Genomic DNA, 15,921 nt, shown 5'->3' on the forward strand with positions numbered 1-15,921 from the left:
CGCGTCGGCATCCAATTCATGATTTTTGCCTTTGACTTTCCCGAGATGGCCAGCCGACTCGACGCGTGTTCTTCCGAAGAACTGGACCAGCTCGATTTCGGCGTCATCGGTTTCGACGCGAACACCGAGGTCACCCGCTACAACGCGTTCGAGTCGCAAGCCGCAGGCCTGTCGCCTCAGCGCGTCCTGGGCCACCCGCTGTTTACGAACGTCGCACCGTGCATGAACAACTTCATGGTGGCGCAGCGTTTCGATGACGCGCTGGAACAGAACAGTGCCCTCGACGAAACCATCGACTACGTGCTGACGCTGCGCATGCGTCCCGTCAAAGTCGCGTTGCGCCTGCTGTCCACCCCGGGCAGCGCGACGCGCTACGTCCTGGTCAAGCGGCAGCCAAAATGACTGACGACCTCGCCCAACTCAGCGCGGAATACGAGGCGCTGATCCAGTTCCTGTATCTCGCGCCGGTTGGGCTGGTCCAGCTCGACGCCGACGGTGAGATCGCCATGATCAACCCGATCGCGGCCCAACTGCTGATGCCGCACTCGCGCAATGGCGGACTCGATAACCTGTTCGTCGCGCTCGAGGACATCGCACCCGACCTGCGCAATCTGTGCCAGCAAAGCACGGTCCAGAGCGGCAAGATCTGCGACGGCATGCACGTGCACCTGCATGCCGGCAGCGGCTGCAGCAAGCGCATGCCGCAGATCCTGTCGATCACGCTGCTCCGGCTCGATGCCAGCCGCATCATGGCCGTCATCGACGACATCACCGAGCAGGTACGACGCGAATGCCGCCAGCGGCAGAACGACGCCTGGCTCAATGCGGTCCTGACAGGTATCACCGATTACGCATTGGCCAGCCTGGACTCCCAGGGCCGCCTGTGCGAATGGAACCCGAGCATCGGCCGCGTAACCGGCTTCGGCCCGGACACCGAGGGCCAGAGCTACACGATGTTCTATCCGGAAGATGCGATCACGCCCGAGCGCGCACTGGACCGCCTGCGCGAAGCCGATGCCGATGGCTGGGCGCTGGACGAAAGCCGCCTGCTGCGCGCCGACGGCAGCGCATTCTGGGGCAGCGTGATGATCGCACCGCTGCCGGAAGCCGATCGTGACGCCGCCGATGGCGCACCTGGCCTGCCGTGCGAAGAAGGCCCGGCCTACTGCCTGATCCTGCGCGACGTGACCGACAAGCGCGACATCGCCGAGCGGCGCCGGCGCGAAGCATTCAGCGACCACCTCACTGGCCTGGCCAACCGCCGCGCGCTGTTCGACGCCGCCAGCCAGGAGTTCGAACGCAGCCGCGCCGCGCCGCGGCCGACGGCGATGATCATCCTCGACGCCGACCACTTCAAGGCCATCAACGACCGCTTCGGACATCCGGGCGGCGATGCCGTGCTGCAGCACCTGGCGGCGATCCTGCTCGACTTCTTCCGCGAAGTCGACGTCGTGGCGCGCATCGGCGGCGAGGAATTCGCCGTGCTGCTGCCGTCGACCGACCTGGCACATGCGCTGGATCTGGCCGAACGCCTGTGCGCGCGCGTCGCGCTGGACGCCAAGAGCTTCGACGGCCAGGCGATCGTGTGCACGATCAGCGCCGGCGTGGCAGTCGCCCTCGACGGCCATGGCGGCGTCGACCTGCTCATCAAGCAAGCCGACCAGGCCCTGTACACCGCCAAGCGCGCAGGCCGCAACCGCGCCCTGGCCTGGCAACCCGAAGCCGCCGTTGCTACTCCCCAGGAGGCGCTCGATGGAGCCTAAAGTGCAGCATGAGGCGGTCGATGCCTACGAAGCGCTGGTGCAGTTCCTGTACCGGGCGCCGATCGGCCTGGCCCAGACCTCGCTCGACGGCACGGTCGACATGCTCAACCCGATGGCGTCGCGGCTCCTGATGCCGCTGGCCACCGCGCAGGGCCTGGACAACCTGTTCGACGTGCTCGCGCCCGTGGCACCGCACCTGGCGTCGATGGTCGAGGCATTTCTCGAACCGTCCGGCATGATCTGCGAAGGCCTGCGCCTGCCGGTGGGCGTGCCGCACGCCGCCAGCGGCAGCCTGCAGGTACTGGCACTCAACCTGATGAAGCTCGACCCCGAACGCCTGATGGCGACCGTGGCCGACGCCACGTTCGAAGTGCAGCGCGAGCAAGAGGTGCTGTCGCGCCGCCTGCGCAACGCCGCGCGCACCGACAACCTGACCCGCATGCCCAACCGCGAAGCGGTGCGCGACGCGCTGCAGCACCTGCTGGCGCAGCCGGTGTCCGACGTCGGCTTCGCGGTGCTGACCCTGAACTGCGACCGCTTCCGCCAGCTCAACGACAGCCTGGGCCAGGCCGTCGGCGACCATCTGCTGATGCACATGGCCGACCGCCTGCGCGGCGCGCTGCGCCCGGCGCTGGGCCGTATTGAACCAGGCACGCAGGCCGGCCAGCTGGCAGCCCGCACGGGTGGAGACGAATTCGTCGTCCTGCTCGACGGCCTGCGCGGACGCGCCGACGCCGAGCGCATCGCGCTGCGCCTGCTCGACGCACTGGCCCACCCGTATCTGGTGGATGGCCACGACATCGTCTGCGGCGCCAGCGTGGGCCTGGCCTGGAGCCAGGACGACCCGGAGATCGCACTGCGCGAGCCGGACGACGTGCTGCGCGACGCCGGCATCGCGATGGTCGAGGCCAAGCGGGCCGGCGGCAACCGCCACGTGGTATTCGCGCCAAGCATGCGCGAACGCGCTGCGCGCCGCGCCGGCATCGAAGCCGAACTGCGTCAGGCCCTGGTCGAAGAACAGCTGTTCGTCGTGTACCAGCCGGTCGTGCGCCTGCTGCCGTGCGGCGGTGTCGATTACGCCGCCGGAGTCGAGGCGCTGGTACGCTGGCGCCATCCGGTGCGCGGCATCGTGCCGCCGATCGACTTCATTGAAGTGGCCGAGGAATGCGGCCTGATCGGCATGCTGGGCGACTTCGTCCTCGAACGCGCCTGTCGCGATTTTCTCGACTGGCGCGCGCGCCTGGGCGACCGTGCCCCTGGCCTGATGGCCGTGAACCTGTCGCGCGCGCAGCTGGCGCAACCGGGCTGGATCGACGGCGTACGCCGGATCCTGCGCGACACCGGCATGCCGCCGGGCTGCCTGCAGCTGGAAGTGACCGAAAGCCTGGCCGCCCAGGACCAGGATATCCAGCAGCGCCTGCACGACCTGAAGGCGCTGGGCATCCAGCTGGCGCTCGACGACTTCGGTACCGGTTATTCATCGCTGTCGAGTTTGCACCTGCTGCCGGTGGACACGGTCAAGATCGATCGCTCGTTCGTCTGCCAGGCCGATACCAGCGCCCACCATCGCGTGCTGATCGAAGCCACCGTCAAGGTCGCCCGCAGCCTGGGGATGACCACGGTGGCCGAGGGCATCGAAACGCAGTCTCAGCTGGACGTGGTCCGCAATCACCTGTGCGATAAGGTACAAGGCTATTTCTACAGCAGACCGTTACCAGCCCCTGAGCTGCTGGCCTGGCTGGCTACGCACGACGCAGAAGTTCATTGACCCCTGTACTGAGCCCTGCACTGACGCCTGCGCTGACGTGCGCTGGGCGTGTCGTCCTACAAGAATGAACTCTCCGTTCCTATTCGTGTGAACCCGCGGTTGCTTGATGATAAAACAACTTAATCATCACGGAGACAACCATGACACGCACCCTCGGAACCGCACTGATCGCAGGCATGATGGCTTTTGGCCTGGCAGCATGCGATACGCCAAGCAAGACGACCGACAGCATGTCGGGCTCGAGCAGCACGATGTCGACCACCGGCTCGGTGCAGACCCCAAGCACCACCGCAGGTCAGGGTAGCTGGAATTCGGGCGCCACCGGTGCTACCGGCGTGAACAGCGCCTCGGGCACCACCAGCAACAACGAGCCAGTCACCAACTCGGCCACCGGCCGCTGATCCAGAAGAAGCAGCAGAAGCACGAACCCACAGCGGCACACCGTGCGCGTGGGTAGTCAGTCGGTCACCCGCGGGTGGCCGCACCTGACCACGTCATTCCACTCTCAAGGAGCAACGCGATGAAAACTCTTCACACTGCACTCATTGGCGGCATCATGGCTCTCGCACTGGCCGGTTGCAATACCACCGACACCATGGGCACCAGCAGCAGCGGTTCATCCTCGATGGGCACCACGGCTGCCGGCTCGACCGGCAACGCGACGGTCGATGCACAAATGGGCATCACCCCAACCGATGGCACCAATGGCGGTGCGCCAATGGCCACTGGCACTGCCAACACGCCAACCAACACTGGTCACACAACGACCAGCTCGGACACCAGGAAGTAATTTCATTCACGCATGGCCGGGTCGCCGGTCGTGTATCGGGCTGGCGCGGTAGAATCGCTCCATGCCCACACCTTTCCCGATGTCCTCCCCATGAAGCGCTGGCTCGCTCGCCTGTTTGGTGCCGCGCCCGCAGGGCCTGTGGCCCATCCTCCCGCCCCGCCTACCTTGCCGCCGTCCGATGCGGCAATCACGCCACTCGCCGACGATTCGACTGCACTCGATCTGGATCTCGCCTTTTTTCACTGGTTGGCCGGTCCACACGTGACGGGCGCAGCAGGCGACGAAACCCTGGTGCTCGACGAACTGGCGCGGCTCGTACGCGATCCGCACACCGCAAGCACCCTCGTCCCGCGCGTCCCGGCCGTGATCCCGCAAGTGCTGCGCAGCCTGCGGAGTGATTCCGCCTCGTCGGCTGACCTTGCACGCCAGGTGGCGCAGGATACCGTCCTGGTTGCGGAAGTCATCCGCGAAGTCAACAGCCCTTATTACCAGCCCGGCACGCCGGTGCGTAATCTGGAGGGTGCGTTGCTGCTGCTTGGCCAGAACGGCTTGCGCATGCTGCTGGCGCGCGTTGCGTTTCGCCGGATTATCAGCCTGCAGACCAGCCGCCTGGCACGCCTCGTCGCACCGCAATTGTGGAACCAGTCCGAGAAATGCGCGCAGGCGGCGAGCCTGCTGGCACCTGGCCATGGCGCCGATCCGTTCGAAGCTTACCTGGCAGGGCTGATGCACAATGTCGGCCTGGTCGTCGCCCTGCGCGTGATCGATGGCCTGCTGCCGGCCGGCGGCCTGCCCGACAGCGATGCTTTCGGCCTGCGTCTGGTGCACGCCGCGCGCCTGATCTCGGCCGGGATTGCTGGCCAGTGGGAACTGCCACCGGCCATCGGCCACGCCATCGCGCATCTGGGCGATGCCGCGACCGTGTCCACCAGTCTGCCCGCCGCGCTGGGCGAGGCCGACCGCCTGGCCAAGCTGCACATGCTGGCCGGGGGCGGCCAGCCGGCATTCGTGGCCGCCGTGGCTGCCTTGCCTGAGGACCTGCGGCAGGTCTACGACACCTTCAACGACACCGACAACGCCGACCAGCAGGACGCCTGAATGCCCTTTCCCATCGAAGAAAAACTCGTGATCGGCGTTGCCTCCAGCGCGCTGTTCGACCTGTCCGACTCGCACCAGGTCTATCTGGACGAAGGGCCGGAAGCCTACCGCAACCACCAGGCGTGCCAGCGCGACGTGATCCTGGCGCGCGGGGTCGCGTTCCCGTTCATCCGGCGCTTCCTGAGCATCAACCGGTGCTTTCCGCAGCAGGCGCCCGTCGAAGTGGTGCTGTTCTCGCGCAATTCGCCAGAAACGGGTCTGCGCGTGATGCGTTCGATCGCCCACTATGGGCTGGACATTTCGCGCGCCGTGTTCATGAGCGGCAAATCGCCCTACCCGTATCTGCCGGCATTCAACACGGCCCTGTTCCTGTCCGCGAACGAAGAGGACGTCAAGAGCGCCATTGCCGTCGATTACCCCGCTGGTCTGGTGCTGCCATCGGCGATCGCCGACGAGGAAGACGACATCGAGCTGCGGGTGGCGTTCGACTTCGACGGCGTCATCGCCGACGATGAGTCCGAAACGGTCTACAAGCGCAACAACGACCTGGGCGAATTCCACGCCCACGAAACCCTGCACATGGCGCGCCCGCACCAACCTGGCCCACTGGCCGGCATGTTTCGAAAGCTGGCCATGCTGCAGCAGCTCGAGCACGATGCCCAGCAGGCCGACCCGGACTACCGCCGCATCGTGCGTATCGCCATCATCACGGCGCGCAGTGCCCCGGCGCACGAGCGCGTCGTCACGACGCTGGGCAGCTGGGGCGTCTCGGCCGACGAGACGTTTTTCCTGGGCGGGATGGACAAGGCGCGCGTGCTGTCGGTGTTCAAGCCGCACATCTTTTTTGATGACCAGCTCACGCATCTCAAATCCGGCCCGGGCGGCAGGATCCCGATGGTGCACGTGCCGTTTGGCGTCGCGAACCGGCGCGTTGTTGAGGGTTCCTAGAGCCGCGACAGCGCCATCAGGCGGTCGAGTTCAGGCTGCATCGCCTTCGCCCAGATCGCGTAGCCTGCTTCGTTCGGATGCAGCAAGTCGGGCATGATGGTTTTGCTCAAGGTGCCGTCCGGCGTGAGGAAGGCGCGGTTCACGTCCAGGAACACGATGCGATTGCCATCGGCCAGTGATGGCAATTGCGCATTGATCGACTCGTTGATGCGCCGGAGCGGGCTCTCGGGCGTCGCGTCGCGCGGGAAGATCGCCACCAACAGGATGCGCGTGCGCGGCAGCCGTTGGCGAAGCTCGTCGAGATTGCGGCGGATGCCCGCCACGGTATTGGCCGGGAAATCGCCGCGCAGTCCCGTGTTGTTGGTGCCGATCATCAGCACCGCCACCTTCGGATCGAGCCCGTCGACGGCGCCATTCTGCAATCGCCACAAGACGTTTTCGGTGCGATCGCCCCCAAAACCGAGGTCCAGCGCATCGTAGCGCGCATAGTGCGTCTGCCAGATCGGCATCCCTTCCTTCTCCCAGCCCTGTGTGATCGAGTCGCCGATGAAGACCAGTTGCGGGCTGCGCGCTGCTCGCACCATCTGCTGCGCCTCGTCCAGTTTCTGGCGATGGCGGGGCAGCCACCAGTCGATCGACCAGGCTTCGTCGAGTTTGGCGGGCGTGACGGCGACCGTGCGCCAATCTGCGCATGCCATATTCGGCGTGCCGCCCGGTGCGATGGCCACATTGGCGATGCTGACCTGGCCGCTACCGGTGCCTTCCAGCGCAAACGGCCGGGCCACCTGCGAGAAATCGTCGCCATCGCGCGCGAAGCACGACAGTGCGAGTACGACACGCTGCCAGCCCTTGCCCTGGGCGGCGCGCCCCGGCAGCACGTACGGCACCTGGCGCTCGCACGACGGACCGCACCCGACCTTGACCATGAGGCCACCGGCGTCGAGCGCATCGACCTTCAGGTCGAACGCCAGCGTGCCGCGCGCGATAAATGGCCGCAGGTCCTGCGGGGCCGTCTGCAAGGCCACGCCGCTTTTCCAGATCTTGCGCCATTGCAGCGTGAGCGCGGCGCCGCCGTCGGTCCGCTTGCTGCGCGCGAGTTCGATGGCGCTGTCGTTGAAAGTCGTGCGCAGCGCGGCGTCGGCGGTGACCATCTCGCCTTCCAGCGGGTGCGTGGTATCGGGCGCCAGCGCCACGATCTCGACACCGGGTCGCGGCGCATCGCCCAGCAGGACTACCGGCGCTGGCGGCGCCGCGCCGACTGCTGCACTCAGCAGGCATGAAACAATCAGGGGCAAGGCAGCAAAGGCTGGGCGCATCGTGTCTCCGTCATTTTTATGTTAGCGCAATCATGCCCGTGATCCGGCGTCAGGACAAGCTGTCGATCTCCACTCGGCGCGGCGGGTAAGCACGCGTTCGACTATAATTGGCCACCACTTTCCAGCGCATTTTTCACGGATATCTCAAGCACGCGGCATGCCTTTCGACCTCGAGAAACACCTCCCCAAAGCAGGCCATCGTTTCGTCCTGCCGCTCCTTCACGGTTCGTCCGACGCCTACGCGCTGGCGGTTGCCGCCCTTGCTCTCAAGGCCCAGGGCCAGATGCTCACCGTCGTCGTGGCCAATGCCAGCGACGGCCAGCGGCTGCTCGATGAAATCCCGTGGTTCGCCGATGGCAAGCTGGCCTGCCACCTGCTGCCGGACTGGGAAACGCTGCCGTACGATGCGTTCTCGCCGCACCAGGACCTGGTGTCCGAACGCCTGGCCACGCTGCACGAAATCCGCAATGGCCAGTGCGACGTGCTGATGGTGCCGGCGACCACGGCGCTGGTGCGCCTGGCGCCGCCGTCGTTCCTGGCGGCCTACACGTTCTTCTTCCGCCAGGGCGAGCGCCTCGACGAAGCACGCCTCAAGGCGCAGCTGACGCTGGCCGGTTATACGCACGTGTCGCAGGTGATGTCGCCGGGCGAGTACTCGGTGCGCGGCGGCCTGATCGACCTGTTCCCGATGGGCTCCGCCCTGCCCTACCGGCTTGACCTGTTTGGCGACGAGATCGAATCGATCCGCACGTTCGATGCCGATACCCAGCGCTCGTTGTACCCGGTACGCGAAGTGCGCCTGCTGCCAGGCCGCGAATTCCCGATGGACGAAGCGGCAAGAACCGGCTTTCGCGGCCGCTGGCGCGAGCGCTTCGAGGGCGACCCGTCACGCTCGCCAATTTATCGCGACATCGGCAACGGCATCGCCGCGGCGGGTATCGAGTACTACCTGCCGCTGTTCTTCGACACCACGTCGACGCTGCTGGATTACCTGCCCGACGGCGCGTCGCTGGCACTGGTCGGCGATATCGAGGGCGCCATCAACCGCTTTTGGATGGACACCGAGTCGCGCTACCGCTTCCTGAAAAGCGACCGTGAGCGACCGATCCTGGAGCCGACCGAACTGTTCCTGAGCGCCGAGCAGTTCTTCACCTGTATCAAGCCGCATGGCCGCTGGAACATCGCGCGCGATCCGCTGGCACCGGCCTCCGAACTGTCGGCGCCGATTCCCGACGTCGCCGTCAACCGCCGCCTCGACGATCCGCTGGCCAGCCTTCGCACGTACCTGGAGCGCAGCGACACGCGCGTGATGATCTGCGCCGATTCGGCCGGCCGGCGCGAAACGCTGCAGCAGTACTTCAGCGAATACCGGCTCGATCTGGTACCGGTCGAAGGCTTCGAGGGCTTCCGCGCCAGCGACGCCCGCCTGGCGCTGGGCGTGGCGCCACTGCAGGCCGGGTTCGAGCTGCTCGATGCGGGCGCCGGCCACCTGGTGTTCATCACCGAGACCGAGCTGTATGCCGGTTCGGGCCGGCGCGCCGGCAAGAAGAAGCAGGAAGCGACCAGCCAGGTCGAGTCGATGGTACGCGACTTGTCCGAGCTCAAGATCGGCGACCCGGTCGTGCACATCAACCACGGCATCGGGCGCTACATGGGCCTGACCAGCATGGACCTGGGCGAAGGCGAGACCGAATTCCTGCACCTGGAATACGCGAAAGACACGAAGCTGTACGTGCCGGTGTCGCAGCTGCACGTGATCGCGCGCTACTCGGGCACGGCGGCCGAAGACGCGCCGCTGCACTCGCTCGGCTCGGGCCAGTGGGAAAAGGCCAAGCGCAAGGCCGCCGAGCAGGTGCGCGACACCGCCGCCGAACTCCTGAACCTGTACGCGCGCCGCGCGCTGCGCCAGGGCCATGCGTTCGAGTATTCGAATGTCGACTACGAAAACTTCTCGCAGAGCTTCGGCTTCGAAGAGACGCCCGACCAGGCTGAGGCGATCCACAACGTCATCAAGGACATGACGTCGGGCCGCCCGATGGACCGCCTGGTGTGCGGCGACGTCGGCTTCGGCAAGACCGAGGTCGCGCTGCGCGCCGCCTTCATCGCCGTCATGGGTGGCAAGCAGGTCGCGATTCTGGCACCGACGACACTGCTGGCCGAGCAGCATGCACAGACCTTCGCCGACCGCTTTGCCGACTGGCCTGTGAAGATCGCCGAGCTGTCGCGCTTTCGCACCGGCAAGGAGATCAACAACGCGATCAAGGGCATGGCCGACGGCACGCTCGACATCGTCATCGGCACCCACAAGCTGCTCTCGCCCGACGTGAAGTTCACACGTCTGGGCCTGGTGATCATCGACGAAGAACACCGCTTTGGCGTGCGCCAGAAAGAAGCGCTGAAATCGCTGCGCGCCGAAGTCGACGTGCTGACGCTGACCGCCACGCCGATCCCACGCACGCTAGGCATGGCGCTGGAAGGCCTGCGCGACTTTTCGATCATCGCCACCGCGCCGCAAAAGCGCTTGGCGATCAAAACCTTCGTACGGAGCGAAGACGGCTCGATCATCCGCGAGGCCTGCCTGCGTGAACTCAAGCGCGGCGGCCAGATCTACTTCCTGCACAACGAAGTGGACACCATCGAGAACCGCCGCGCGATGCTGCAGGAGCTGCTGCCCGAGGCCCGCATCGGCGTGGCCCACGGCCAGATGCACGAGCGCGACCTGGAAAAAGTCATGCGCGACTTCGTGGCGCAGCGCTTCAACATCCTGCTGTGCACGACCATCATCGAGACCGGCATCGACGTGCCCACCGCGAACACGATCATCATGCACCGCGCCGACAAGTTCGGCCTGGCGCAGCTGCACCAGCTGCGCGGGCGCGTGGGCCGCTCGCACCACCAGGCATATGCGTACCTCCTGGTGAGCGACGTGCAGAACCTGACCAAGCAATCGCAGCGCCGCCTGGACGCCATCCAGCAGATGGAAGAACTGGGCAGCGGCTTTTACCTGGCGATGCACGACCTGGAAATCCGGGGCGCGGGCGAAGTACTGGGCGAGAACCAGTCCGGCGAGATGCTGGAGATCGGCTTCCAGCTGTATTCGGACATGCTCAACGAGGCGGTGCGCTCGCTCAAGGCCGGCAAGGAACCCGACCTGGCTGCACCGCTGTCGTCGACCACCGAGATCAATCTGCACGTGCCCGCCCTGCTCCCGGCCGACTACTGCGGCGACGTGCACGAGCGCCTGTCGATCTACAAGCGCCTGGCCAACTGCGAAAGCGCGGACCGTATCGACAGCATGCAAGAGGAGCTGATCGACCGCTTCGGCAAGCTGCCCGAGCCCGTGAAGGCGCTGGTCGAGACGCACCGGTTGCGCATCGCCGCCAAGGCCGTGGGCATCGTCAAGATCGACGCCCACGGCGAAGCGGCCAGTCTGCAGTTCATGGAAAAGCCGCCGATCGATCCAATCAGGATCATCACGCTGATCCAGAAGAACCGCCACGTCAAGCTGGCCGGCCAGGACAAGCTGCGCATCACGGCCAGCATGCCTGACCTGTCGGCGCGCGTGAACCAGATCAAACAGACCATCAAACAACTACTCGCATGAACACGACGATGAATCTGGTGCTGCAAGGCCCGCAGGCCGATCCCGCCACACTGGCACGCCTGGCGCAACTGGCCAATCCGCAGCGCACCACGGGCCTGGGTGCGCATGCGTTGCGCTGTGAAGGTGTAGCGTTCGACGCCGACCTGAAAGCCCGTGTCGACGCTGCTGCGTTCGAGGCGGGCGTGGACGCCACCTTCATCGCCGCTGGCCGCTCGCTGGCCGACGTGCGTCTGGTGGCGATGGACATGGATTCGACGCTGATCACGATCGAGTGCATCGACGAAATCGCCGACATGCAGGGCCTCAAGCCGCAAGTGTCCGAGATCACCGAGGCAGCGATGCGGGGCGAGCTCGATTTCTCGGAAAGCCTCAGGCGCCGCGTGGCCTTGCTGGCGGGGCTGGACGCGGGCGCGCTGCAGCGGGTGTACGACGAGCGCCTGCGCATCTCGCCGGGTGGCGAAACAATGCTCAAAGCCGTGCAGGCGGCCGGCATCAAGACGCTGCTGGTGTCGGGTGGGTTCACGTTCTTCACCGAGCGTCTCGGCGCGCGCCTGGGGCTGGACTACACACACGCGAACGTGCTCGAGATAGCGGATGGCAAGCTGACCGGCCGCGTCGTCGGCGGGATCGTCGATGCGGAAGAAAAGAAACGTACCGTCGAGCGCGTGTGTGCTGAACTGGGTATCTCGCCGTCGCAGGCAGTCGTGATGGGAGACGGCGCCAACGACCTCAGCATGATGGGCATTGCCGGGCTGTCAGTGGCGTTTCGCGCCAAGCCGGTCGTGCGCACGCAGGCCGATGTGGCGTTGAATTTTTCCGGGCTGGACGGGTTGCTGACGATCCTGGCTTGATGCGCAGCCAAGCATGTGTAGCGGTTGTTTGCACGCTGTAACAGCGTGTAAAACCGTGCGCCGCCTTGTGCGCGAGCTCGTATGATGGCTTGATCAGGAGGAGCGCCATGAAAAATCTTGCCATCATTATCGTGTCTCTGGGCGCGCTGGCCGGTTGCGCCGCGCCAGGCCCCTACTACAGCAATCAAGGCTACGCCCAACCGGGAGATCCGAGCCAGTGGCGTGTCGTGTCCGTGACACCCGTGCCAATCGGTACCGGTGCGCGCGTGGCATCGTCGGGAGGCAGCACCGTCACCTCGACGCCTGTGCCTGCGACGAGCTATTCGACGCCTTACTACACGCCGCAGCAACCGGTGTATGTCCAGCAGCAACCAGTGTATATCCAGCAACAGCCGGTGTACGTGCCACAGCCGGTGTATGTCGAGCAGCCAAACTACTGGTATCCGCCGATCTCGATCGGACTGGGTTTCGACTTCGGCCGCAGCAGCTGGCGCGGCCACCGCGGCCGGGGCTGGGGCGGCCATATCGGATCGCATTTCCCATACCGCAGGTAATCCCCAACAAAGCCGGCCGATGCCGGTTTTTTTTCATGCAGAAAAGCGGGGGTCAGGTCTGACATTCGGACACGATCTCTGCAGAAAAGCGGGGGTCATGCAGAAAAGCGGGGGTCAGGTCTGACATTCGGACACGATCTCGACAATGAGGTAAGCGGAACCAGCTGGCAACGGGCTATGCTGATACTTGTCATGACGCCGGTCGATTAGCCCAAGGCTGAGGTCGTGTCCGAATGTCAGACCTGACCCCGGCTCTGCCTTGGACTGGCCTAAGGCTGAGGTCGTGTCCGAATGTCAGACCTGACCCCGGCTGTGGCACGGCGCTGCGCTTAGGACAGATCGTGCAACTCTTTTTGCAGTGCCGGTTGTACCGAGAACTTGCTGAACAGTACCTCCAGGCCACCACGTTGCGGCGTGCAGCACATGGGGCCGACGACGTAACGATCCGCGACGGGAAACGGTGCCAGGCGTAGCATTGGCCACACGATCCCATCGACCGAATACTGTGCCCTGACAGTGCCGGCACTAACCGTCACACGGATCCAGAAGCCGTCGCTGATGGACGGTGCAGGCATCACCGCCCAGTCTGACTTTTCATCGGTCAGCACGGTGCTGAGCATTAGCTGATCATCCGAGTACTCCACACCGATCTTGATCCAGCGGGTCTCGTCGATTCTCACCATCAAGCCGGCCTGGTCGTACAAGGACTGGAAGTCCGCGCGCACATGTAGTTGGGCGGTAAATGCATGATCGACGGGCCTGCCAAAGAAGTGGCCGTTATCATGAATGAAATCGTATTGGGTGATGCGCCAGAAGTCCGTGTTCTCGCTGGTGATGACCTTTAACGTGTCGTGGTCGATCCGGCATTCGGGTGGCGTGTGAAGCCAGGTGCATTCGTCGAACATGTCATCTCTCTTTCGTACTGTCTCGCTGCGATCAGCGATTAACTGCCAAATAGATCGTGCGCATCAAGGATGGCCCAGGCAATCTCGGGCCGCGTGGTCAGGCAGCGCCGCACTGCGGCCGGCACGGATTGCCGCACCTTCTTGCACAGACCAGGGCGGTCTTCGAGCACGATCACGATGCCGCGCACGCTGCGCACTTCGTTTGGCCCCGGTGCGATGTGCAGCGTTGCGCCGATGTTCTTGTGGATCAGCCCCTGCACGTGCTGCAGATCAGCCAGACTGTCGACGCGTTCGATCCGCTCGATCAGCTTGAGTTCTTGCTGGCGCGTGATCGTCAGCGGTCGCTGATCCAGATGCGGGTCGGCCAGCACGCGCGCCCGGTCGCAGACGCAGGCGCCTGGCGGGCACTCGACCCGCATAGGCACGGCAGCAGGCTGCGGGCCTGCAATCGTGCCCGGCTCTGACTGGACGGCGGTGGATGAGTTCACTCGGATAGCGCGGTGACGTTTGGATTCGCTGATTCTACCCTGCCCCGGTCACCCGACGGACCCACTTCGTGCCCCATCAGTTCGAGCGCATTGGGCACGGCCGCGCCCTCGGCTGTATTGTCGAAGATACACCACACCGTGCGTCCCGCCGCGACATCGCGATCGAGACGGTGACGCCAGCGGGCGATCTCGTCGCCCGGATAGGCCGAATAATAGATGCGCGGCGCGCCGTGCAGGCGCACGTAGACGTGGGCGTCGCTTGTCGGCTCGTGCTCCCCTGGCTGGCCGGCGGCAGGATCTGCGATGACGCGCACTACCCCGCACTCGCGCAGCGTCGCCGTGGCAGCCTCCGAAAACCAGCTCGCGTGCCGCGCTTCGAACGCAATGCTGCACCCGAAACGCTCACGCACTTGCCCGAAGAACGCATGTGCCAGCACGTCATCAAAGCCAAAGCGTGGCGGCAGCTGGACCAGCAGGCAGCCGAGCTTGTCGCCCAGCATGCCGACTTCGCCCTGGAACCGGTCGAGCAATGCATCGACATCCCGCAGACGGGCGTCATGCGTGATCGCGCGCGGCACCTTGACAGCGAAGCGGAAGTGCTCGGGCACGCTGGCGGCCCAGCGCGCATACGTCTCGGGTTTGTGCGGCCGGTAGAACGACGAATTGATTTCCACCGCCGGAAACACGGCGGCATAGCGCTCAAGGTGGCTGCCCTCTGCCGGAAACGCGGCGAAGTCCTTGCTCCCAAGGCTCCAGCCAGCGCAGCCGACCAGCAGGTTGCCGGGCGTATTCTGCTCAGGCATACGATCGTCTCATTTATATTATTGCAATCATTCTAGCGAGCGAAGGCGGCAAGCGGCGCATGGCAGCGCTGGCAACGTCCGGGCGACGTCAAGGCCGGGCCCCGCTTACAATAACGGCATCATATCGACCGGAGGACGCCAGCATGACCGAACCAACCCACATCGTTTGCCCCCACTGCGACGCCGTCAACCGCATGCCGCAGTCGCGCCTGCAGGACGCGCCAACCTGCGGCAAATGCGCGCAGCCCCTGTTCACGGGACGTCCGCTGGACGTCGACAGCGCGCGCTTCGAGCGTCATATCGGCCGCAACGATATTCCCGTGCTGGTGGACTTCTGGGCCGAATGGTGCGGCCCGTGCAAGATGATGGCGCCGGCGTATGCCCAGGCGGCCGGGCAACTCGAGCCGGCCGTGCGCCTGCTGAAAGTGGACACCGAGCGTGCACAGGATCTGTCGGCGCGCTTCGCGATCCGCAGCATCCCGACACTGGCGCTGTTCAAAGGTGGCCGCGAGATCGCGCGCCAGTCCGGCGCGATGGATGCGGTGCGCCTGACTGCATGGGTGCGCCAGCACACCGGGTAAGGCGGCGCCAGCGACCGCAGGTGGTGCTGCTACAATGGCAACAAAGGGGGATGTCCCCGCACGAGGAGACGGTATGTCGCAAGAACTGATTCTGGAACGAGGCGTCGAAGACAACAAGCACTGGGCGCGCATCCTGTATGTGATCCACGCGCTGACGTTCTTCTTTTCGCTCGGCATGCTGTCGATCGTGCCGGTGATCGTCAACTACGTGAAGCGCCCGGACACAGCCGGCACCATGGTCTACACCCACCACACGTGGATGATCCGCTCGTTCTGGTGGTACGTGGTCTGGATGGCGGTTGGCGCGGTGCTGTTCGCCACCATTATCGGCATCCCTGCCGCGTGGGTGGTGTGGCCCGTGGCGTGGATCTGGAAAGCGTATCGCCTGATCCGCGGCTTCATTGACTTGAACAACAACCGTGCGATGCCGGTGTAAAAAAATGGGGCCAGTG

16 protein-coding genes are annotated in these 15,921 nt (G+C 65.1%); 12 read left to right on the top strand and 4 right to left on the bottom strand.

Annotated elements, in window-relative coordinates; genetic code table 11:
- The first annotated feature begins 18 nt into the window (after positions 1-18).
- The 7 genes from IFU00_11285 (at position 19) to IFU00_11315 (ending at position 6,367) form a co-directional block, all read left to right on the top strand.
- A complete protein-coding gene (locus tag IFU00_11285) occupies positions 19-402 on the top strand; it encodes a phosphonate transporter (GenBank protein MBD8542866.1) in 384 nt (127 codons plus the stop codon).
- Positions 399-1,763 carry a diguanylate cyclase gene (locus tag IFU00_11290; GenBank protein ID MBD8542867.1) on the top strand — a complete coding sequence of 455 codons (1,365 nt, stop codon included), beginning with the start codon at positions 399-401 and terminating at the stop codon, positions 1,761-1,763. The genes IFU00_11285 and IFU00_11290 overlap by 4 nt, the downstream gene beginning before the upstream one ends.
- Positions 1,753-3,531, top strand: coding sequence for a bifunctional diguanylate cyclase/phosphodiesterase (locus IFU00_11295; GenBank protein MBD8542868.1), 1,779 nt, complete (start codon positions 1,753-1,755; stop codon positions 3,529-3,531). Before IFU00_11290 ends, IFU00_11295 begins: the two co-directional genes overlap by 11 nt.
- Positions 3,532-3,671: 140 nt before the next feature.
- Entirely contained in the window at positions 3,672-3,932 is a 261-nt protein-coding gene (locus IFU00_11300) for a hypothetical protein (GenBank protein ID MBD8542869.1), read from the top strand.
- Between the two features lie 119 nt (positions 3,933-4,051).
- Positions 4,052-4,321 (top strand): hypothetical protein, encoded by a 270-nt coding sequence (locus IFU00_11305; protein ID MBD8542870.1) that lies wholly within the window; start codon positions 4,052-4,054, stop codon positions 4,319-4,321.
- Positions 4,322-4,411: 90 nt separating this feature from the next.
- Positions 4,412-5,419, top strand: a complete 1,008-nt coding sequence (locus tag IFU00_11310; GenBank protein MBD8542871.1) for an HDOD domain-containing protein — start codon at positions 4,412-4,414, stop codon at positions 5,417-5,419.
- On the top strand, positions 5,420-6,367 hold the full coding sequence (locus IFU00_11315; protein ID MBD8542872.1) for a 5'-nucleotidase: 948 nt from the start codon (positions 5,420-5,422) through the stop codon (positions 6,365-6,367).
- Here IFU00_11315 and IFU00_11320 read toward each other — a convergent pair.
- On the bottom strand, positions 6,364-7,683 hold the full coding sequence (locus tag IFU00_11320) for a 1,4-beta-D-glucan glucohydrolase (GenBank protein MBD8542873.1): 1,320 nt from the start codon (positions 7,681-7,683) through the stop codon (positions 6,364-6,366). The genes IFU00_11315 and IFU00_11320 overlap by 4 nt on opposite strands.
- 157 nt (positions 7,684-7,840) lie before the next feature.
- On the opposite strand from IFU00_11320, the gene mfd reads away from it, so the two are divergent.
- From mfd to IFU00_11335, 3 genes are all read left to right on the top strand, one after another.
- On the top strand, positions 7,841-11,287 hold the full coding sequence (mfd, locus tag IFU00_11325; GenBank protein ID MBD8542874.1) for a transcription-repair coupling factor: 3,447 nt from the start codon (positions 7,841-7,843) through the stop codon (positions 11,285-11,287).
- An 8-nt stretch (positions 11,288-11,295) separates the two neighbouring features.
- On the top strand, positions 11,296-12,138 hold the full coding sequence (gene serB / locus IFU00_11330; protein ID MBD8542875.1) for a phosphoserine phosphatase SerB: 843 nt from the start codon (positions 11,296-11,298) through the stop codon (positions 12,136-12,138).
- A gap of 107 nt (positions 12,139-12,245) precedes the next feature.
- A complete protein-coding gene (locus tag IFU00_11335; protein ID MBD8542876.1) occupies positions 12,246-12,692 on the top strand; it encodes a hypothetical protein in 447 nt (148 codons plus the stop codon).
- Between the two features lie 329 nt (positions 12,693-13,021).
- On the opposite strand, the gene IFU00_11340 is transcribed toward IFU00_11335, so the two are convergent.
- The 3 genes from IFU00_11340 to IFU00_11350 all read right to left on the bottom strand — a co-directional run bounded on the left by IFU00_11340 (position 13,022) and on the right by IFU00_11350 (position 14,888).
- Positions 13,022-13,597 carry a DUF1349 domain-containing protein gene (locus tag IFU00_11340; GenBank protein ID MBD8542877.1) on the bottom strand — a complete coding sequence of 192 codons (576 nt, stop codon included), beginning with the start codon at positions 13,595-13,597 and terminating at the stop codon, positions 13,022-13,024.
- A gap of 38 nt (positions 13,598-13,635) precedes the next feature.
- Entirely contained in the window at positions 13,636-14,016 is a 381-nt protein-coding gene (locus IFU00_11345) for a hypothetical protein (protein MBD8542878.1), read from the bottom strand.
- Positions 14,017-14,081: 65 nt separating this feature from the next.
- The gene (locus IFU00_11350) at positions 14,082-14,888 is read right to left on the bottom strand and encodes a DUF72 domain-containing protein (protein MBD8542879.1); all 807 of its coding nucleotides are present in this window, start codon (positions 14,886-14,888) and stop codon (positions 14,082-14,084) included.
- A gap of 143 nt (positions 14,889-15,031) precedes the next feature.
- Between IFU00_11350 and trxC the strand changes: the two genes are divergently transcribed.
- Together trxC and IFU00_11360 are read left to right on the top strand one after the other, a co-directional pair.
- A complete protein-coding gene (trxC, locus tag IFU00_11355) occupies positions 15,032-15,469 on the top strand; it encodes a thioredoxin TrxC (protein ID MBD8542880.1) in 438 nt (145 codons plus the stop codon).
- Between the two features lie 73 nt (positions 15,470-15,542).
- Positions 15,543-15,905: a hypothetical protein gene (locus IFU00_11360; protein MBD8542881.1), complete on the top strand. Its 363-nt coding sequence runs from the start codon at positions 15,543-15,545 to the stop codon at positions 15,903-15,905.
- The last annotated feature ends 16 nt before the right edge of the window (positions 15,906-15,921 follow it).

The organism is Oxalobacteraceae sp. CFBP 8761 (genome assembly GCA_014841595.1).
Lineage (GTDB): Bacteria > Pseudomonadota > Gammaproteobacteria > Burkholderiales > Burkholderiaceae_D > Telluria.

Bases quoted from the DNA above. Each gene is read 5' to 3' on its own strand.
- IFU00_11290 (MBD8542867.1), top strand. From the start codon at position 399: ATGACTGACGACCTCGCCCAACTCAGCGCGGAATACGAGGCGCTGATC.
- IFU00_11340 (MBD8542877.1), bottom strand. From the start codon at position 13,597: ATGTTCGACGAATGCACCTGGCTTCACACGCCACCCGAATGCCGGATC.
- IFU00_11335 (MBD8542876.1), top strand. From the start codon at position 12,246: ATGAAAAATCTTGCCATCATTATCGTGTCTCTGGGCGCGCTGGCCGGT.
- IFU00_11295 (MBD8542868.1), top strand. From the start codon at position 1,753: ATGGAGCCTAAAGTGCAGCATGAGGCGGTCGATGCCTACGAAGCGCTG.
- IFU00_11310 (MBD8542871.1), top strand. From the start codon at position 4,412: ATGAAGCGCTGGCTCGCTCGCCTGTTTGGTGCCGCGCCCGCAGGGCCT.
- IFU00_11305 (MBD8542870.1), top strand. From the start codon at position 4,052: ATGAAAACTCTTCACACTGCACTCATTGGCGGCATCATGGCTCTCGCA.
- IFU00_11315 (MBD8542872.1), top strand. From the start codon at position 5,420: ATGCCCTTTCCCATCGAAGAAAAACTCGTGATCGGCGTTGCCTCCAGC.
- IFU00_11350 (MBD8542879.1), bottom strand. From the start codon at position 14,888: ATGCCTGAGCAGAATACGCCCGGCAACCTGCTGGTCGGCTGCGCTGGC.
- serB (MBD8542875.1), top strand. From the start codon at position 11,296: ATGAATCTGGTGCTGCAAGGCCCGCAGGCCGATCCCGCCACACTGGCA.
- IFU00_11285 (MBD8542866.1), top strand. From the start codon at position 19: ATGATTTTTGCCTTTGACTTTCCCGAGATGGCCAGCCGACTCGACGCG.
- IFU00_11345 (MBD8542878.1), bottom strand. From the start codon at position 14,016: ATGCGGGTCGAGTGCCCGCCAGGCGCCTGCGTCTGCGACCGGGCGCGC.
- IFU00_11320 (MBD8542873.1), bottom strand. From the start codon at position 7,683: ATGCGCCCAGCCTTTGCTGCCTTGCCCCTGATTGTTTCATGCCTGCTG.
- trxC (MBD8542880.1), top strand. From the start codon at position 15,032: ATGACCGAACCAACCCACATCGTTTGCCCCCACTGCGACGCCGTCAAC.
- IFU00_11300 (MBD8542869.1), top strand. From the start codon at position 3,672: ATGACACGCACCCTCGGAACCGCACTGATCGCAGGCATGATGGCTTTT.
- mfd (MBD8542874.1), top strand. From the start codon at position 7,841: ATGCCTTTCGACCTCGAGAAACACCTCCCCAAAGCAGGCCATCGTTTC.
- IFU00_11360 (MBD8542881.1), top strand. From the start codon at position 15,543: ATGTCGCAAGAACTGATTCTGGAACGAGGCGTCGAAGACAACAAGCAC.